Source organism: Bacillus sp. CGMCC 1.16607, from assembly GCF_042683745.1.
Classification (GTDB): domain Bacteria; phylum Bacillota; class Bacilli; order Bacillales; family Cytobacillaceae; genus Pseudoneobacillus.
Genome location: NZ_JBHUJX010000025.1, coordinates 835,970 through 853,116, shown reverse-complemented (window position 1 = coordinate 853,116; position 17,147 = coordinate 835,970). Strand labels below are relative to the sequence as shown.

25 protein-coding genes are annotated in these 17,147 nt (G+C 37.6%); 24 read left to right on the top strand and 1 reads right to left on the bottom strand.

Annotated features, from left to right (window positions below):
* Positions 1 to 2: 2 nt before the first annotated feature.
* Positions 3 to 158 carry a hypothetical protein gene (locus ACFSO7_RS20800; protein ID WP_377879311.1) on the top strand — a complete coding sequence of 52 codons (156 nt, stop codon included), beginning with the start codon at positions 3 to 5 and terminating at the stop codon, positions 156 to 158.
* Between the two features lie 389 nt (positions 159 to 547).
* The gene (locus tag ACFSO7_RS20795; protein WP_377879310.1) at positions 548 to 709 is read left to right on the top strand and encodes a hypothetical protein; all 162 of its coding nucleotides are present in this window, start codon (positions 548 to 550) and stop codon (positions 707 to 709) included.
* A 123-nt stretch (positions 710 to 832) separates the two neighbouring features.
* Here the strand turns inward: ACFSO7_RS20795 and ACFSO7_RS20790 are convergent, their stop codons facing one another.
* A complete protein-coding gene (locus tag ACFSO7_RS20790) occupies positions 833 to 1,120 on the bottom strand; it encodes a hypothetical protein (RefSeq protein WP_377879309.1) in 288 nt (95 codons plus the stop codon).
* A 146-nt stretch (positions 1,121 to 1,266) separates the two neighbouring features.
* Here ACFSO7_RS20790 and ACFSO7_RS20785 point away from each other — a divergent pair, with 146 nt between their 5' ends.
* The 22 genes from ACFSO7_RS20785 to gpG all read left to right on the top strand — a co-directional run bounded on the left by ACFSO7_RS20785 (position 1,267) and on the right by gpG (position 17,046).
* On the top strand, positions 1,267 to 1,389 hold the full coding sequence (locus ACFSO7_RS20785; protein WP_377879308.1) for a hypothetical protein: 123 nt from the start codon (positions 1,267 to 1,269) through the stop codon (positions 1,387 to 1,389).
* Positions 1,390 to 1,571: 182 nt separating this feature from the next.
* Positions 1,572 to 3,980: a virulence-associated E family protein gene (locus ACFSO7_RS20780; protein ID WP_377879307.1), complete on the top strand. Its 2,409-nt coding sequence runs from the start codon at positions 1,572 to 1,574 to the stop codon at positions 3,978 to 3,980.
* 300 nt (positions 3,981 to 4,280) lie between these two features.
* On the top strand, positions 4,281 to 4,562 hold the full coding sequence (locus ACFSO7_RS20775; RefSeq protein ID WP_377879306.1) for a PDDEXK family nuclease: 282 nt from the start codon (positions 4,281 to 4,283) through the stop codon (positions 4,560 to 4,562).
* Positions 4,559 to 5,935 carry a DEAD/DEAH box helicase gene (locus ACFSO7_RS20770; protein WP_377879305.1) on the top strand — a complete coding sequence of 459 codons (1,377 nt, stop codon included), beginning with the start codon at positions 4,559 to 4,561 and terminating at the stop codon, positions 5,933 to 5,935. Before ACFSO7_RS20775 ends, ACFSO7_RS20770 begins: the two co-directional genes overlap by 4 nt.
* A gap of 42 nt (positions 5,936 to 5,977) precedes the next feature.
* Positions 5,978 to 6,505, top strand: a complete 528-nt coding sequence (locus tag ACFSO7_RS20765) for a hypothetical protein (RefSeq protein WP_377879304.1) — start codon at positions 5,978 to 5,980, stop codon at positions 6,503 to 6,505.
* 161 nt (positions 6,506 to 6,666) lie between these two features.
* The gene (locus tag ACFSO7_RS20760; protein WP_377879303.1) at positions 6,667 to 7,137 is read left to right on the top strand and encodes a hypothetical protein; all 471 of its coding nucleotides are present in this window, start codon (positions 6,667 to 6,669) and stop codon (positions 7,135 to 7,137) included.
* 112 nt (positions 7,138 to 7,249) lie between these two features.
* Positions 7,250 to 7,555, top strand: a complete 306-nt coding sequence (locus tag ACFSO7_RS20755; RefSeq protein WP_377879302.1) for a hypothetical protein — start codon at positions 7,250 to 7,252, stop codon at positions 7,553 to 7,555.
* A gap of 79 nt (positions 7,556 to 7,634) precedes the next feature.
* Positions 7,635 to 8,138, top strand: coding sequence for a hypothetical protein (locus tag ACFSO7_RS20750; protein ID WP_377879301.1), 504 nt, complete (start codon positions 7,635 to 7,637; stop codon positions 8,136 to 8,138).
* Positions 8,139 to 8,396: 258 nt separating this feature from the next.
* Entirely contained in the window at positions 8,397 to 8,525 is a 129-nt protein-coding gene (locus tag ACFSO7_RS20745; protein ID WP_377879300.1) for a hypothetical protein, read from the top strand.
* Positions 8,509 to 8,886, top strand: a complete 378-nt coding sequence (locus ACFSO7_RS20740; protein WP_377879299.1) for an HNH endonuclease — start codon at positions 8,509 to 8,511, stop codon at positions 8,884 to 8,886. The genes ACFSO7_RS20745 and ACFSO7_RS20740 overlap by 17 nt, the downstream gene beginning before the upstream one ends.
* Positions 8,887 to 9,009: 123 nt before the next feature.
* Entirely contained in the window at positions 9,010 to 9,531 is a 522-nt protein-coding gene (locus ACFSO7_RS20735) for a phage terminase small subunit P27 family (protein ID WP_377879298.1), read from the top strand.
* Positions 9,528 to 11,216, top strand: a complete 1,689-nt coding sequence (locus ACFSO7_RS20730; RefSeq protein ID WP_377879297.1) for a terminase large subunit — start codon at positions 9,528 to 9,530, stop codon at positions 11,214 to 11,216. Before ACFSO7_RS20735 ends, ACFSO7_RS20730 begins: the two co-directional genes overlap by 4 nt.
* Before the next feature lie 12 nt (positions 11,217 to 11,228).
* Positions 11,229 to 12,449 carry a phage portal protein gene (locus ACFSO7_RS20725; protein WP_377879296.1) on the top strand — a complete coding sequence of 407 codons (1,221 nt, stop codon included), beginning with the start codon at positions 11,229 to 11,231 and terminating at the stop codon, positions 12,447 to 12,449.
* Positions 12,427 to 13,197 (top strand): head maturation protease, ClpP-related, encoded by a 771-nt coding sequence (locus ACFSO7_RS20720; RefSeq protein ID WP_377879295.1) that lies wholly within the window; start codon positions 12,427 to 12,429, stop codon positions 13,195 to 13,197. The genes ACFSO7_RS20725 and ACFSO7_RS20720 overlap by 23 nt, the downstream gene beginning before the upstream one ends.
* Positions 13,198 to 14,352: a phage major capsid protein gene (locus tag ACFSO7_RS20715; RefSeq protein WP_377879294.1), complete on the top strand. Its 1,155-nt coding sequence runs from the start codon at positions 13,198 to 13,200 to the stop codon at positions 14,350 to 14,352. It begins immediately after the preceding gene.
* A gap of 42 nt (positions 14,353 to 14,394) precedes the next feature.
* Positions 14,395 to 14,643 (top strand): hypothetical protein, encoded by a 249-nt coding sequence (locus ACFSO7_RS20710; protein ID WP_377879293.1) that lies wholly within the window; start codon positions 14,395 to 14,397, stop codon positions 14,641 to 14,643.
* Positions 14,643 to 14,978: a head-tail connector protein gene (locus ACFSO7_RS20705; RefSeq protein ID WP_377879292.1), complete on the top strand. Its 336-nt coding sequence runs from the start codon at positions 14,643 to 14,645 to the stop codon at positions 14,976 to 14,978. The genes ACFSO7_RS20710 and ACFSO7_RS20705 overlap by 1 nt, the downstream gene beginning before the upstream one ends.
* Positions 14,959 to 15,291, top strand: coding sequence for a phage head closure protein (locus ACFSO7_RS20700; protein WP_377879291.1), 333 nt, complete (start codon positions 14,959 to 14,961; stop codon positions 15,289 to 15,291). The genes ACFSO7_RS20705 and ACFSO7_RS20700 overlap by 20 nt, the downstream gene beginning before the upstream one ends.
* Position 15,292: 1 nt before the next feature.
* Complete coding sequence (locus ACFSO7_RS20695) at positions 15,293 to 15,700, top strand: HK97-gp10 family putative phage morphogenesis protein (RefSeq protein ID WP_377879290.1); 408 nt, start codon at positions 15,293 to 15,295, stop codon at positions 15,698 to 15,700.
* Positions 15,697 to 16,041, top strand: a complete 345-nt coding sequence (locus ACFSO7_RS20690; protein WP_377879289.1) for a hypothetical protein — start codon at positions 15,697 to 15,699, stop codon at positions 16,039 to 16,041. Before ACFSO7_RS20695 ends, ACFSO7_RS20690 begins: the two co-directional genes overlap by 4 nt.
* A 19-nt stretch (positions 16,042 to 16,060) precedes the next feature.
* On the top strand, positions 16,061 to 16,639 hold the full coding sequence (locus ACFSO7_RS20685; RefSeq protein ID WP_377879288.1) for a major tail protein: 579 nt from the start codon (positions 16,061 to 16,063) through the stop codon (positions 16,637 to 16,639).
* A 74-nt stretch (positions 16,640 to 16,713) separates the two neighbouring features.
* A complete protein-coding gene (gene gpG / locus ACFSO7_RS20680; protein ID WP_377879287.1) occupies positions 16,714 to 17,046 on the top strand; it encodes a phage tail assembly chaperone G in 333 nt (110 codons plus the stop codon).
* The last annotated feature ends 101 nt before the right edge of the window (positions 17,047 to 17,147 follow it).

Genomic DNA, 17,147 nt, shown 5'->3' with positions numbered 1-17,147 from the left:
TAATGACTAATCAAGATCGGTTAGCTTATCTATTAAGTTATCATCATAATTTGTCCTTACAGTTAGGTGCTGCAAGGACTCTAGAAGAATATGAAAATATCAATGCTCATCTTGGAAATTTGGAGTTAGAAATTGAAGCTTTGCTTTTGTGTGATTGATTGTTGGCTAGATATTATGGATCTGAATTAAGTACAGAAGCGACAGGGATGAATCAAAAGAATTATTATGATTCCTTAAAAGAGAAACTAATCCTTCTTTTTTCCCTTTAATTCCAATTTATATGCGACAAAAAACATAATAAATAATACCAAGAAAAAAAGAATTACAATTCCAAAAATAAAATAGGTTGTATTTATTATGTGATTGTAAATCCAATTAAACATATCAAAGACCCTCATTTATGATAAGCAGGATAATGTACTTCGTGGTAAAAGTAAATGTTCACTATAGAATTTTAGGATTTACAAAAAACATTTTATTTATAAGTATCGCTGTAAAAAAACACAAGATTGATTAAGTTTACTAGTTTTATTTCGAGGTGAAAGAAATGGAGTTAGGTACCGTAATGAATCAAATAATTCATGGTGATTGTTTGGAAATCATGCCGAAATTGCCAAGTAAATCTTTTGATATGATCCTCTGTTCAAACAATGCTGGTTTAAGTAAACAAAAGAGTAAAGGTGTGACCTTATTTGAAAAATCAATTTGATTTTGCCTTCAACACCGAGTATGAAAAGAAGTGTCCTTGCTGCGGACATGATCACTCAATGAAACTTTTTTCAAAGTGTATAAACTGGTAAGCATTTTTATTAAAACAAGAAAATGTGTTTACTTATAATCCTACAACAAACGATAGGAACATCATAATCATGATAATTATAAAAAGTGCTAAAGGAATACCATTTAAAAGTAAACCTGTTAATGAAAGGCTTTTTCGTTCCTTTCTAATCATCGCAAATATACCAAGTAATGTACCGATTAATGCTGCAAACATTGGCATATCGCCTAAATAAGTATGGAGATCCATTATTGGGTCCCATGGAATAATTAATCCAAGATTAGATAATGAAAACAGAGATAAAATTAATGCAATTAATGAAAATACAGGTTTTTTGTTCATAATAAACTCCAATCTAAATAGGATGGTCAGTATAGTTTGTGAAAAAATTAAATTTATAAACATAAAAATCGGAAAAACTTTCATGACTACATTAAAGACCCAAATGAAATAGTTTAAGCAAAATGTTAATTAAGGGAGGAAGGGAATTGGATATTACTGGAGGTAATGGGGCAAAGGCGGCATTATACGTTGCAATCGGTACACTCGTAGTTAGTTTTAGCATAGGATTTGTACTTGGGTATATGACAAAGGCTATTGTAGGTTATTAAACAATACGATTAAAAGATCCATAAAAAATACGACGGCGACAATAAGGCAGCCGAGTCTTCCTCCAATCTGCTTATTGTCTCCCTCGATAATTAAATTGTAATATATCGATTCAACGGAAGTAAAGAATAAATTGCAAAGTATTATTAGTTGAACAGTAAAAGTAACACGGAGGTCATGTGCCATGCAATTTAATAGACAAATAATCGTCTCTGCTGCTGGGAGTCGTAAAGCTACACATTGGCCAGCTCAAACACTCTATTGGTCGGAATTGGTGGAGCGCCTACGCACAGCGGTGCGTGGCACAGAAACCTTAGCAGAGTATTTAAAATTACCAAAGTCACAACAAGATGAACTGAAAGACGTTGGGGGATTCGTAGCTGGTACGTTAGCCGGCAATCGACGAAAAGCTTCTAATGTTACAGGAAGGGACGTTATTACACTTGACTTGGATAATATCCCTTCAGGTGGAACAGCTGATGTCTTAAGAAGACTCGAGGGTTTGGGGTGTGCCTATGCAACCTACAGTACAAGGAAGCATGAGGGGAATAAACCACGATTACGTGTACTTGTCCCTTTAAGCCGAACAGCTTCACCAGATGAATACGAACCGTTAGCTCGTAAACTAGCATCCATTATTGGGATGAGTTTGGCAGATCCTACCACGTTTGAAGCTTCACGTTTAATGTATTGGCCAAGTTGTAGTGCTGACAGTCAATATGTGTTCCAGTCAGCTGATAAACCTTTCTTGGATACGGATGGTTTACTCGCTACATACGGAGATTGGCGCAACATTGCCGAGTGGCCAGAAGTACCAGGAGAAAATCAGAAGCATGTTAAGTTAGCAGCAAAACAAGGTAATCCATTAGAAAAGCGTGGAGTGGTTGGGGCTTTCTGTAGACAGTATTCTATCTATCAAGCTATCGAAACCTTTTTACCTGGCATCTATGATCCATCGGATATTGATAATCGATTAACTTATATTGGTGGTTCGACTGTGGGCGGTGCAATCGTTTATGAAGATGGCTTGTTCCTCTTCTCTCACCATGCGACGGATCCGTGTAGTGGAAAACTAGTAAATGCTTTTGACTTGGTAAGGCTACATCGATTCGGAGATTTAGACGATGAGGCAAAAGTAGATACACCCGTTAACAAGCTACCCTCATTTACCCAAATGGCTGCTTTTGCTTTGAATGATGCTGGCGTGGCCGCAGTATTAAATCAGGAACGTTATGAACAGGCTGTGCAAGATTTTGGGGATAATTCTCTTCCTGCAACAGAGGATGATATGAGTTGGATTCAAAAACTGCGAATTAGCCCTTCTACTGGTCAGCCGCAGAAAACAAGTGAAAATATCCTTGTCGCTCTTGAAGGTGAAGCCCACTTAAAGGGAAGAATCAAACTGGACGAGTTTGCCGATACCATTATCGGTGTCGCTCCTCTACCTTGGGCTCCACGAAATGAGGAGAATGGTAGTTTCATTTGGTCTGAAAAAGACGATTCAGGAATTATGATTTACCTCGAAAAAATATTAGGTTTTCAATCTAGGGAAAAGTTTAATCATGCCCTAAATCAATGTGCAGCAAAGAATCGTTTTAACCCAGTTTCTTCTTATTTAAATAGTCTTAAATGGGACGGTGTAAAAAGACTTGAAACTCTTTTTATCGATTACTTGGGTGCAGCTGATACTCCTTATAACAGAGCTGTTACAAGAAAGTCCTTTACTGCGGCGATTGCAAGAGCAATGATTCCAGGGTGTAAATATGATACTATGCCAGTTCTCACGGGAGCCCAAGGGTTGGGTAAAACAACATTGATTCAGAAAATGGGTAAAGCATGGTTTTCTAATAGCATTGAGACGTTTGAAGGAAAAGAAGCAGCTGAGCTTTTACAAGGTGTATGGATAGTAGAAATCGGTGAAATGAGTGCTTATAAAAAATCAGACTTAGACACGATTAAAGGATTTTTAAGCCGAACAGAAGATCATTATCGAGCTGCCTATGCACGGAAAACAGAAAAGCATCCTAGACGTTGCGTGTTTTTTGGTACATCTAATAGAAGTGATTATTTAAAGGATCCAACAGGAGGAAGACGTTTTTGGCCAATAGATTGTGGAATCCAGCAACCAATTAAACGTGTGTTCACTGATTTAGATGGGGAAGTGGACCAGTTATGGGCTGAGGCTGTGATGAATTGGAGGCTGGGCGAGTCGCTGATTCTCACTGGGGCACTTGCAGAAGAGGCAAAACGTCAACAGGAGAATCATGCTGAGCAGGATCCACGTGAAAGTCTTATACGAGAATTTATTGATCGGAAGGTTCCTTTAGAATGGCACAAGAAAGATTTGGCAACTAGGAAACTATATTGGTCAGGCGAGTTTGGAAGAATTGAATCAGATACCGTTGAACGAGATCGAATCTGTGCAGCAGAGATTTTCGTGGAATGTTTAGGAGGAGAAATCCGTAACATGAAGCGATTTGAGACAATGGCCATTAACGATATCTTGGAACAAATAGAAGGCTGGAAAAAGCAAAAAAGTCCGTATCGATATGGTCCTTATGGATTGGTAAAAGGTGGATATGTAAGAGAGTAAATCTTGTATACTTTCTCTGTATACTTTGTCCCTATTTTGTATACCTTGTAAAAATTGGAAGTGTATACCTTGTATACTTTAAAAATGGTGAAAGTATACAAGAAAGTATACAGAAAAAACGTTGATATACCTGTACTTATTACTATTTGTATACTTTGTATACTTTAAATCTATATAAATATATAAATAGGTAAAATAGAGATATTAGGCACATATAGTATATGCCTAATCCGCCTAATTAGGTGTCTATACGTGTGCGTGAGTGAGAAAGTAGACAGCTTTAATACGGAGGTTTGAAAAATGCAAGAAAAGGCAATTGAAACCTATTTACGTGATCAAGTGAAAAAAGCAGGCGGGAAAGCTTATAAATTCGAAAGCCCAGGTAACGATGGGGTGCCAGATCGATTAGTTATTCTACCTAAAAATAAAATTTACTTTGTTGAGTTGAAAGCACCGGGGAAAAAGCCAAGACCGTTACAGGTTAAGCAAATGAGGGACCTTTCAAGCTTAGGATGTGATGTAAGAGTGATTGACAGCAAGGAGGGTGTAAACGATTTTATCCGAGAGGTGTGTAGAGAGTGACAAAATTTAAACCGCATGCTTACCAACGTTACTGCATTAACCGAGTATTAACTTCACCAGCACTTGGACTCCTGCTTGATATGGGATTAGGCAAAACCGTCATCACCTTAACAGCCATCAACGACTTGAAATATAATCGCTTTGCAGTCAGCAAGATTTTAATCGTCGCACCAAAAAAGGTTGCAGAAGGAACTTGGCAAATGGAAGCAGGCAAGTGGGAGCATTTAAAGCTTTTACGATTCAGTACTTGTTTAGGATCCCAAGCTAAAAGAATTAAAGCCCTAAATACACCAGCTGATATTTACGTGATTAATCGGGAGAACATTCCGTGGTTGGTGGATTATTACCGTAACAGTTGGCCATTCGACATGGTGGTACTGGACGAGTCATCAAGTTTCAAAAATCATAAAGCCCAGCGATTTAAAGCTTTGAAAAATATTAGACCGCATATCAAACGAATCATCGAACTGACAGGTACACCAGCACCAAATGGGCTTTTAGATTTATGGGCACAAGTTTTTCTACTGGATGGAGGTCAACGACTTGGAAAGACGATTACCGGATTCCGTGAAAGATACTTTGAGCCTGATCAACGTAACAGAGATCGAGTTTTCTCTTACGCACCGAAAGATGGTGGAGAGGAAGCCATACAGAAGTTGATTGGTGATATATGCGTCAGCATGAAAGCAGAGGATTACCTTGAACTACCTGATATCACCTATAACACGATTCCTGTCATCTTAGACAGTAAAGCTGAAAAAGCTTATAAAAAGCTGGAACGTGAAATGTTGTTGCAAGTGGATGATACGACGATCGACGCAGGATCCGCCGCAGTGCTTTCCAATAAACTTTTGCAACTGTGTAATGGAGCCATCTATGATGCTGAAAGGAATGTGGTTGATATTCACGATTGCAAACTAGAGGCATTTATGGAGTTAATCGAAGGACTTAACGGGAAACCAGCTTTAGTATTCTATAACTTCCAACATGATTTACAACGAATTAAAAAAGAGCTGACAAAAACAGGTTTAAAAGTACGAGAGTTGAAGAAGCCAGAAGATATGCTGGATTGGAATAACCGCCAGATAGATATTTTACTAGCACACCCTGCTTCAGCTGCATACGGTTTGAATCTTCAACAAGGTGGAAATCATGTGATATGGTTTGGACTTAATTGGAATCTTGAGCTTTACCAACAAGCAAACAAACGTCTACATCGACAAGGGCAAACCGAGAAGGTTATTATCCACCACTTAGCTGTTGTCGGTGGAGTGGATGAAGACGTAGCAGCCTCATTAGAAAATAAAGCAAATACACAAGAAGCCTTAATGTCAGCCTTGAAAGCAAGAATTGAGAAAGTGAAAAACGAATAGCAATATTCCCAAGCGTTGGGATTTTGAATAGGAGGCAAAATTATGACTAGCAAAGCATCCTTAACTAAAAGTCAAATTGAATTGATTTCTTCTTTAGCAAGTCAGGAAGCTATCAAACAATTTAAAGCACAGCAATTAAAGCAAAAGAAAAAGGAGCAAGATTGGCGGCTAAGAAACACAAAGTTATTGTTGGAAAACTATCACAGATTAAAAGATCATTGCGAGGATATTGATCAGCAAATCGAGGAGTACGAAGAAACTGTTTTCAGTTTAGAAGAACTGACTCTTGAGAGTTTGATGAAATATAGACTGAAGACGGCAAAGATGATGAGGCATTTTGAACGCATGTTAAAACATTTTGAAGTTGATAGCAGAAACGGATCAGAAGAGGAGCAGAGAAGGCACAAAGTAATTTACCACAGATACTTAAGTGATAACCGTTTTCCAATCCAGAAATTATGTGAGATGTACAATGTTGAACAAGGAACAATTTACCGAGATACAAAGCTTGCCATTCGTGATTTATCGGTGCTTTTATTTGGTATTGTAGCACTTGAATTATCACATTAAAAAAATATTGAAAAAAAGCGAAGAATGAATGTGTTAAGATGATAGTATGAAAAAATTGTAATTTCCCCTTTGTTTAGCACTCACTTAATGTGGGTGCTTTTTACTTGCAGGAAAATATCTCCTTTTGTCGAAATAAGTAGGTGAAAGCGAGGTGATATTATATGACGAAAACAGAACAATTAGATATACTTCAAGAGCACTCAAATTTAGCGTTTTCATTCTTTGAGTTTCTATTTAGTGAGGATGTAGATGGGTTTTGGGCTTTAGTTAGTAAAGTAGATCAAGCAAGAGTTTACGGAATGTATAGAGCTTATATCGATCAAGATTATTCTGAACCGTTAACGTTTAGAGATTATATTAAAAACCATATAAAGCCGGATATTGAGCAAATCTACATTCCGCTAAAAGATAATAACCCTGGTATTGCAACTCATCAAAGGTATACTGAAGATGGGGAGACAGTTGTTTTTCTGCTTCCAAACATTACTGAACCGAAAGTCTATGAAACTGAAACCGAGGAGTTAGTATTCCCAATCACCATGACTATTGATGCATCTCTCATTAATAATGAGGTATCAGCAGATTGGAAAGTTAGAATATACAGGGATCAAGACTATAAAGTACTTAAATAGGATAAATAATTTAAAGCATTCCTTCGGGAGTGCTTTTCATATTTCACAAACCTGTCACAAGGAATAGCTATTTTATTGTCGAATCCTCCAAATAGGGAGGATGATATGTTTTATGGCTACTAAATTAATTACTGTTAGTAGAGCAAAAGCTGAAGCGAAAAGGCTTTTGCATTACATCGATTTAGCAGAGTCTTATGAAGCTGACACCCTAGACAAACTGATTATTAAAGAATATGCATTTACAAACAGTATTGCAGAGATTGTAAGGCGATTTAATGCCAAAGGCTACAAAGTAAATGGGCAAGACCTTGACCACCAATATGTTGCCAACGTCATTAAAAGCAAAGCTTCAAGCGAACTGCATCGAGTTCTAAAATCAGGATACATGAAAAAAATTAATCATTCTAGAAATCATTAGAGCATTCCTTCGGGAGTGCTTTTATTTGCAGGAAAATATCTCCTTTTGTCGAATTGTGTAGATGAAGGGAGGAAGAAAAGTGTTAGAGTTTTTAAAAGATAATACAATAAATTGGGATGCAATTTCGGCAATATCCAATATAATGGTTGTTATTGCTACTTTTATAACTTTGCTTGTAACAGTATGGATAACCATTAGAAATACTACCCCGAGAGGAAAAGTTAGAGTAGCTTTATCTAACCAATTCGTAAATATTCATTTTATTAACTCAGGTGTTGTAAATATTACATTGTTAATAGGAGGTATAGCAAAAAATAATATTACTGATACTGGAAACCCCAATGGTTTAATGTTTGATAATATTGAAATTATAAAAACATTACTTCCTACAGAAAATTATCATTGGAAAGTTAGCAAAATTAGTTTATCAGAAAAGCTAATTGAAAAAGGAAATTTAAAGATTGGAGATACTGTAAAACTTAAAGCAATTTATCTTGATAGCTATAGAAGAAAACATATAAAAAGTTTTGCTTTTAAAATTATTGATCCCAATCCAGAAATAAAATTAAAATTGAATACCTAATTATAAAAGCATTCCTTCAGGAGTGCTTTTTATTTTGGAAAAGGGGATTTAAGTATGAAAAATGAACCGATTTATGCGAAATGCAATAAGAGTTGCGGCCACAATTTCTATGTCAAACATTTCAAGGTAGACAAACTTCAGAACTGAATCGAAAAGACATTCTTCACTTGTCCTAACTGTGGTTGTGAGTATGTATGCTTTTATACTGATGCTAATGTACGCAATCTACAAAAGGAGATGCGAGAGAAACACCGTAAATTGAAGTGGGCTTACGGGACTGAGGCTGCTGAGCAGATGTTGCAAGATGAGACTGCACTTCACACAGACATTAAACAAAGAATGGAAGCTATCAAGCAAGAGGTTGAACATCGTGAGCAAGAACAGTAGGCCATTACGTCCTTGTAACAGACAAGGTTGCGGACAGCTTACGTATGATGGATACTGCGATCAGCATAAGCAAGTTAAAACTGAAAACAATCGGTATTACGATAAATACCATCGTAGTGATCGAACTAAACAGTTCTATCATTCGGCTACTTGGAAGAGAGCACGTGAACTTATCAAGATACGTGACAACGGTTTATGCGTTCAGTGTTTAAATGAGAAACGTATTACATTGGGGACTATCGTGGACCATATCATACCAGTTAAGCTGGATTGGAATAAGCGATTAGACGAAGATAATTTACAGTTACTTTGTCAGTCGTGCCACAACAAAAAAACAGGTATGGAGCGAAAAGGGGGATAGCCCCCCTACCTTAAATTTCTAATATCCATTCGACGGAACACCGGATGCCCGTTTTCCGTGTAGAAAAATCCGTTTTTGAAAATTTTTTTAAAAGCTAGAAAACATTGAAGGTGAGGTGATAGTATGGCAGGTCGAAATAAGCAGCCATTAAGCGTTATTCAAGGTAAAGGGAAATCTAATCATCTAACAAAAGATGAGATAAAACAGCGTCAAAAACATGAAAAAAACATGCGTGGATTTACAGATAAAGTGAAGCCACCCACATATTTAACTTCAGCGCAAAAAAAAGAATTCGAACAGATTTCAGATGAACTTATGAAACTAGATATTTTCAGTAATCTTGATGTCGATACATTGGCTCGATATTTAGACTCAAAATATCAGTACCTGCAGTTGATGAAGGAAATGAAAAAAATTAAACCTACAGATACCGTGACGGGTCCAGATGGAAAAAAAACAACCTTTGCTAATGACGATTACCCTAAACTGGCGCGAGTAAAGAATACACTCTTTGGTGAATGCCGAGCGGCAGCAAGTGATCTAGGTCTTACAATCACCTCACGGTTAAAGCTGGTTATTCCTAATACAGAAGACGACAAAAAGGAAAAATCAGAAGCAGAGCGTCGTTTCGGTGGTAGGTTGTGAATGTACTAGAACGAGTATTTGCTTACTGTGATGATATCCTAAGTGGGAAGATAAAAGCTGGAAAAAAACATAAATGGGCGGTCACACGCTTTTTAAAGGACTACGACGATTGTAAGAACAATCCAGATAGTCCTTTTTATTTTGACGAACCTGAAGGCGAAGATTTTTATTGGTTTGCTCGTGAGTTTACGCATGTGGAAGGAGTACTTGCAGGCGAACCAGTTGAGCTTACTGATTTTCAGCTATTCATTTCTGTTAACATTTTCTGCTTCAAAAAGAAGAGAAATGGAGCTCGTCGTTTCCGGAAAGTTTATATTCAGTTAGCGCGTAAAAATGCAAAATCACAATTTTTAGCTATTATTGGCGCGTATGTAGCCTTTCTGGGAAATGAAAAGCAGCGTATTTATATCGCGGGTTGGCAAAAAGATCAATCCGACGAGGTATATGTTGCAGTGAGAGACGGAATTGGATCCAGCCCATTGCTCGAAGGAAAGTGGAAAGAGGCATACGGTAAAATTGAGATTTTTAAAAATGGTTCTGTAGTTGTTCCTCTATCCAGAGAAACAAGAAAAACTGGAGATGGGAAAAACCCATCGGTTGGTATTGTTGATGAGTACCACATCCACGAAACTTCTGAAATTTATGATGTTTTACAGTCGGGGATGGTCGCTCGAAAAGAACCTTTGATGTTTGTAATTACTACTGCAGGTTTTGATTTAAGCCGTCCTTGTTTTATCGAATATGAATATGTTAGCCGAATTCTAGACCCTGATGATGACACGGAAAACGATGATTATTTTGCTATTATCTGTGAGCTAGATGAGGGCGATGATATCAAGGACGAATCTAATTGGATTAAAGCGAATCCAATTGTGGCTACTTATGAAGAAGGACTTGAATCGATTCGTTCTGATTTAAAAACAGCTCTAGACGTTCCAGAAAAAATGCGTGCTTTTATGACCAAGACAATGAATATATGGGTAGATATGAAGGTTGGGGGTTATATACCTTCTAGTAAGTGGAAGGATTGTAAAGTTGATGAGTTCGATATTACAGGACGTGATGTATACATTGGTGTTGACTTATCGAAACGAATTGACTTAACGTCAACTGGCTTTGATTTCCCTACAGATTATGGACATCATGTAATGCAACATTCCTTTATGCCAGAAGATGCACTGACTGAGCGAAAAGCGAAAGATAAAGTTGACTATGATTTATGGATTGAAAAAGGTTGGTTAAGTGTCACTCCAGGTGCGGTAGTAGATTATAGTTTTGTAGAACAATGGATAATCGATTTTATTAATGACAATGAATTGAATCCGATATTGTTCTGCTACGATCCATACGGTGCGACTCAATTTGCTCAAAATATGGCTGTGCATGGATTAACTGTTGTGGAGGTCCGTCAAGGTTTTCAAACTCTATCCGAGCCAACGAAAGAATTTCGGGATTTTGTGTATCAAAAGAAAATTACACATGATGAGGATAAGTTATTATCATGGGCTGTTGGAAATGCAATTGTTGATATGGCAGCAAACGAAAGTATTAAACTATCAAAAGCGAAATCACGTGAAAGAATTGACCCAATTGCAGCAATTATCACTGCATTTGTACAAGCTAGATTTGCAATTACAAATAGCGGCAGTGGAAATATTAAGTTCATTTCTATCAATGATTTATAAGGAGGTGAGATTTTGAAATGGCATCAACGAATTAAGTTAGCTGCCAAAATGGCTGTTTCAGGTTGGAAGGGCATGACGTATGATTTTTCTAATTGGTTTGGCCGTACATTCTGGGGGATCGATAATAGTAAACTAGCAACAAATGAAACGATTTTTAGTGTGGTTAGCAGGCTATCAAACACATTATCAGCGCTCCCTATTAAACTACATCAAAAATATGACGTTATTACCGATCATCAGGCATCTGACGTTTTAATAAATGATCCTAATCCTAACATGAGTAGCTTTGATTTGTTAAACAAGTTAGAAGTATCAAGGAATGAAAAAGGAAATGCTTATGCTGTTATTATTCGCGATTTTCGGATGCAACCTGAGGCACTTATCCCTTTGGATTCGAGCTATGTCACGCCTTTTATTAATCTAGATGACGAATCTCTTTGGTATAAAGTTATTTCAGCATCTAAAACACACTTCGTGCACAGCATGAACATGATTCATGTAAAGCATATTACAGGTACATCAAGATGGGCAGGTATCAGTCCATTAGATGTTCTAAAGAATACCCTTGAATACGATAAAGCTGTTCAGGAGTTTTCCCTTACCGAAATGCGAAAGAAAGAATCGTTTATTTTGGGTTATGGCGCTAACGTTGATGAGGAGAAACAAAAACAAATCATCAGTCATTTTAAACGATTCTACCAAGAAAATGGCGGTATTTTGTTTAAAGAGCCTGGCGTTGAAATTACAGAAATAGAAAAACAATACTTTGCATCAGACACGTTGGCATCAGAGCGAATTACACGTTCAAGGGTGGCCAACGTTTTTAATGTGCCTGTCTCTTTTCTTAATGATGCAGAAGGTGGAAGCTTTGGGAGTAATGAACAGCAGATGATTCAGTTCGTAAATATGACTTTACTGCCGATTGTGAGGCAATATGAGCATGAGTTTAATCGTAAATTGCTTACAAAAGAGGACAGAAGGAAAGGGATGTACTTTAAATTCAACTTAGGTGGGCTACTTCGAGGTGATACAGCTGCGAGAACAGCATTTTACCAAGCAATGCTTAGAAGTGCAGGAATGAAGCCAGATGAAGTAAGGATGCTTGAGGATTTACCACCACTAGGTGGCAAGGCAGACGAACTTTGGATTAGTGGAGACTTATATCCAATTGAAATGGATCCTACATTACGTAAAGGAGGTGAGAGGAAAAATGACCAAAGTACAACAGAATAAATTTTGGGAAATGAAAGCATCTGCTGATGAAAAGTCTGCGGATCTTTTTATTTATGGCGCAATTGTTAGTGGCTATAAATGGAGGGACGAAGATATTACTCTTACTGAGTTTCAACAGGCACTAGATAATCTACCCAAGACCGTTAAGACACTGAATATGTATGTAAATAGTCCAGGTGGTTCTGTTTTTACAACCATCGCAATGATGAATCAATTAGAACGTAAGAAGGGTCAGTTAACTATTAATGCATATGTGGACGGAATTGCAGCTAGTGCTGCTTCATTTCTAATCATGAAAGCTGACAACATCTATATGTACGAAAATACTTTTTTAATGATTCACAAACCTATGATTACCTTATGGAGTGCGAACGCAGTTGATTGTCGAGAACAAGCAGATTGGCTAGATAAGACGGAATCAAGGACCTGCATTCCTGCTTATATGGGTAAAGGAACCGATCTCTTAACAGAGGAGAAAATGAAAGAGTTACTTGATGGGAAAGACAACTGGCTAGATGCGGATGAAGCTTCTCAATATTTCAACATTACTATTTTAGAAGAGGCTAAAGATGCTATCGCTTGCGCAGACATCGAGTTGCTAGATTTATATCAGAATGTTCCTGACAATTTATTCAAAGTCACGCAAAAATCAACGATTTCTGCATCTGAAATGGCGGAAAGAAAACGTATCGCGGAAGAAGCAAAGGCTAATGCAGCCTATATTGAGTCAATTTTAGGAGGAATTTAGATGAAAACATTATTCGAGTTAAAACAAAACATGGCCACACTTGGTCAACAATTGCAAAAGATTGAAAATGATTTGTCACAAAAAGCGATTGATCCTAGTGCTTCCTTGGATGACATCAAAGCCTTACAAAAGTCAAAAGAGGATATCCAAGCACGATTTAACGTGATTAAAGAGCAACATGACCAAATGGAAGCCGAGCAAAAAGCTAAGTTTGCTGCTCAACAACAAGCAAATAGCCTTGGATTAGGGGCTGAAAATGATCCACAACAAAAAGTTGTCAAAGCTAAAGCTGAATTGATTCGTTCTGCTATGCGACAAAAAGCAGTATCACCAGAAGTATTCCAAGCATTAGGTGACGATGCTTCTACAGGCGGAGGTAAGTTCTTACCGAAAACTGTCTCTAACGATATCATAATGGAACCATTAGCAAAGAACCCACTTCGGGGACATTCTGCGTTAACTAACATTACTAACTTAGAATTACCTAAACTTAGCTACACTCTTGATGACGATGACTTTGTTGCTGATACAGAAACAGCAAAAGAGCTTAAATTAACAGGGGATACTGTTACTTTTGGTCGTCATAAATTCAAAGTTTTTGCAGGTGTGTCTGAAACTGTATTAAATGGTACTGATACTAATTTAGTTCAACATGTAGAAAATGCGCTTAAGTCAGGGGTAGCAGCTAAGGAGAAGAAAGTTGCGTTTGCCGTAACACCTAAAACTGGAGAAGAGCATATGAGTTTTTACTCTACTCAAAACGGTATCAAGAAAGTAAATGGGGAAACCAAATATAAAGCGATTAAAGCCGCAATTTCAGATCTTCACGAGGATTATCGTGAAAACGCTAAAATCTTCATGACTTTTGCAGATTACTCTGACATTATCGAGACACTAGCAAACGGTAATGCTACCCTTTACACTGCTCAACCTGAACAAGTTCTTGGGAAGCCAGTTATTTTCGCAGATGGAGCGATAAAACCAGTTGTAGGAGATTTCTCATACTCTCACTTTAACTATGATATTGGAGAGTTGTTTGAAAGAGACAAAGACATCAAGACAGGTATCGAGCAGTTTGTAGTCACTGCATGGTTTGATCACCAAATTAAACTAAAATCTGCATTCCGTATTGCTGAAGTAGTCGCTACTCCATAATTAGTAGCCGCTATTTATTTTTTAGAGAGAAGGTGATTAATAGTGTACAAGGTGATTAATACCTTTAGAGAAAATCAGCATGGTGGGCATATTTACAATGTCGGTGATGAGTATCCAGCTAAAGGGCAAAAATTAGTTAAAAGCCGTGCGGAATTTTTAACAAAGCCACATATAACCTACGGCGTAGCATTCTTGGAAGAAGTTGAAGAAAAGAAGGATCCGGCATCGAAAAAACCACCTGTAAAAAATGATAATGAAAAGCAAGTTGTGAACGAAAAGAGCGATGAATAATGTCTTCATTACTTGATGATTTAAAAGAATATTTACGTATTGAGGGAGATGATGAGGATTCGTCTCTTTCATCTTTTATCACAGCTGCTCAATCGTATTTGGAAAATGCAGGCGTGAAACAACCAATTGATTATTTCCATCAAACTGCGGAAGGTAAAGATGTTTTTGCGTTACATCGTTTAGCGATTATGATGTTGTCTACTCACTTTTACGAGAATCGTATTGCTATTACGCCAACAACAATTAAAGTTGTACAAATTCCTATCCCTTACGGTTTACAATCGATCATCCTGCAGTTAAAGTGGGTGAATCCTGATGAATTATCAACACAATAACAATCCTGCACGATTAAATAAAAGAGTAACTTTTTATATTCCGCCTGGCACAATTACGAATGGGTGGCCGGTTCAAGATTGGACGCCCTGTAAGAAACTTTGGGCTGAGGTCAAAACACAAAAGGGCTACCGTGTATTCAATTCAGATGCTACAAAGTGGCAAGGGAAACGAGTAGTTGGTATTCGCTATCGAAACGATATACATGAGAAAATGCGTTTAGAAATAGCGGGTAAGTTTTATGAAATCGAATCACTCACTAATGATGACGAGCGCAATCAATGGCTGACTATCATTGTGAAAGAGGTGTTGTAGAATGCGGTTAGAAATGCAGGGTATGGAAGCTTTACTGCAGAATCTTATAAACCTTCCTCTGGAAGAGGCAGAAGAAAATCGAGTACTTAATGCCGCCGCAAAAGTTGTAAAAGAAGCTGTAATTGAGGAAGCACCTGTTGATGACGGTACACTTAAGAAAAATATCAAGACTAAACGTGCAAAAGATGGTGAAGCCAAGGTCCACACGGGGGGTGCTTACCATGCCCATCTGGTGGAAGGTGGACGTAGTGCTGGTTCTACAATCGCGAAAAGGGGCAAGAAAAAAGGACAAAAGGTGTCGTGGGGAGCGACTGCTCCAAACCCATTCTTTACTCGCGGATTTGAGAAAAGTAAGTCAAATGCCGTTAATGTGATGGCTGATGAAATCAAAAAGGTGAAGAAACTATGATTGATATCGTAGATCATGTCGTGACCACTCTTGCCACAACTCGCATACCAGTGTTGTTTAATACAGTTCCTACCGGTACCGATATACCGGATCAATACATTACGTTTTTAGAAATCGATGCAAAGCCAGCTTTTGAAGCATCTGACCGAGAATACGAGACTGAACGACTTATTCAAGTCAATGTTTGGTCAAAATCCAACTACTATCAGCTTGTGGAGGACATCAAGCGATTGATGGAGTCGGCAGGCTACGAAAGAACATTTGAATATGATGCACCTTATCAAGAAGGCGATTCTCACTTAAACAAAGTGTTGAGATTCGTCTTTTTTGATGAATATTAAAATTAGGAGGTCGTGAACAATGGCAGTTACAACTATTAATGAAAAACCGCAGAAAATTAGTTTGAAACGTATTCACTACGCATTAATGACAGATGAAAAAACAGAAAGTTACGGCAGCGTTAAAACGTTAACCATGCCAATCAGTTTAACATTGACACCAAATTTCTCGGAAGCATCACTTGATGCAGGGGATCGTGTGGTTGATCAAGAAGCTCAACTTGATTCAATCACAATTGCGGGTGAAACAGCTGATTTACCAACGGAAGTATTAGTCGATTGGTACGGCCATAAGGTTTCTTCAGAAGGTGGAATCATTACAAACTCTAACGATTCTCCGAATTTCATTGCACTTGGGTATGAATCGGGATCTAAGTTAATTTGGTTCTATAAATCAAAATTGAAACCAGGCGAGGAGTCGAATTCTACTCGTAAAAAGGGTGAGACGAACTATAAAACTTATCCTTTCAGTGGTGAGGCACTACCATTAATCGACGGTACATTAAAACATGTTGTTGATACTCGTGACAGCGGTGTTACTGTAACACCTGACACGTTTTTCGCATCTGTTGCAAAACCAACTATCACTCCTGCACCTTAATATTTTGTTTCAAGAGAGAAGTCCTTTCGAGGGCTTCTTTTTGTATTTAAACACTAGTAAAGGATGGATGCATTATGGAAATAACATTACGAATTGAAAATAAAGATAAGACATTTGTAAATGACTTTGTTCCAGCACGATTATTACGTGATGGTTTGAAGTTGAATGAAGAAATCGCAAAGAAAAAACAAGATGGTCAGGATAGTGTTATCGATAGTTTAGACGAAATGGCTGAATTTACTGTGAAAGCATTTAATCATCAATTTACTCTTGATGAGCTATGGGATGGTATGGAATTAAATAAATTCCAAGAAGAGCTTGGGCGAGTATTCAATAATGTTCTTGGCCTAGGTGGATATGCATTAGTTGATCAGGAGACCGATAGCGGGGGAAAGTCGGAGGGATAACCCCATACCAAAGTATTAAAAAATTCTATCGTGAGCTCTTAAAAAAGGGTTACAAACTTCATGAAATAGATCAAATGGATATTCATTTTTGGTATGAACTC

What these genes read in the sequence shown, in the direction of transcription:
- ACFSO7_RS20685 (WP_377879288.1), top strand. Translation starts at nt 16,061, where the DNA reads ATGGCAGTTACAACTATTAATGAAAAACCGCAGAAAATTAGTTTGAAA.
- ACFSO7_RS20720 (WP_377879295.1), top strand. Translation starts at nt 12,427, where the DNA reads ATGACCAAAGTACAACAGAATAAATTTTGGGAAATGAAAGCATCTGCT.
- ACFSO7_RS20700 (WP_377879291.1), top strand. Translation starts at nt 14,959, where the DNA reads ATGAATTATCAACACAATAACAATCCTGCACGATTAAATAAAAGAGTA.
- ACFSO7_RS20795 (WP_377879310.1), top strand. Translation starts at nt 548, where the DNA reads ATGGAGTTAGGTACCGTAATGAATCAAATAATTCATGGTGATTGTTTG.
- ACFSO7_RS20760 (WP_377879303.1), top strand. Translation starts at nt 6,667, where the DNA reads ATGACGAAAACAGAACAATTAGATATACTTCAAGAGCACTCAAATTTA.
- ACFSO7_RS20690 (WP_377879289.1), top strand. Translation starts at nt 15,697, where the DNA reads ATGATTGATATCGTAGATCATGTCGTGACCACTCTTGCCACAACTCGC.
- ACFSO7_RS20695 (WP_377879290.1), top strand. Translation starts at nt 15,293, where the DNA reads ATGCGGTTAGAAATGCAGGGTATGGAAGCTTTACTGCAGAATCTTATA.
- ACFSO7_RS20775 (WP_377879306.1), top strand. Translation starts at nt 4,281, where the DNA reads ATGCAAGAAAAGGCAATTGAAACCTATTTACGTGATCAAGTGAAAAAA.
- ACFSO7_RS20735 (WP_377879298.1), top strand. Translation starts at nt 9,010, where the DNA reads ATGGCAGGTCGAAATAAGCAGCCATTAAGCGTTATTCAAGGTAAAGGG.
- ACFSO7_RS20800 (WP_377879311.1), top strand. Translation starts at nt 3, where the DNA reads ATGACTAATCAAGATCGGTTAGCTTATCTATTAAGTTATCATCATAAT.
- ACFSO7_RS20780 (WP_377879307.1), top strand. Translation starts at nt 1,572, where the DNA reads ATGCAATTTAATAGACAAATAATCGTCTCTGCTGCTGGGAGTCGTAAA.
- gpG (WP_377879287.1), top strand. Translation starts at nt 16,714, where the DNA reads ATGGAAATAACATTACGAATTGAAAATAAAGATAAGACATTTGTAAAT.
- ACFSO7_RS20715 (WP_377879294.1), top strand. Translation starts at nt 13,198, where the DNA reads ATGAAAACATTATTCGAGTTAAAACAAAACATGGCCACACTTGGTCAA.
- ACFSO7_RS20790 (WP_377879309.1), bottom strand. Translation starts at nt 1,120, where the DNA reads ATGAACAAAAAACCTGTATTTTCATTAATTGCATTAATTTTATCTCTG.
- ACFSO7_RS20755 (WP_377879302.1), top strand. Translation starts at nt 7,250, where the DNA reads ATGGCTACTAAATTAATTACTGTTAGTAGAGCAAAAGCTGAAGCGAAA.
- ACFSO7_RS20765 (WP_377879304.1), top strand. Translation starts at nt 5,978, where the DNA reads ATGACTAGCAAAGCATCCTTAACTAAAAGTCAAATTGAATTGATTTCT.
- ACFSO7_RS20705 (WP_377879292.1), top strand. Translation starts at nt 14,643, where the DNA reads ATGTCTTCATTACTTGATGATTTAAAAGAATATTTACGTATTGAGGGA.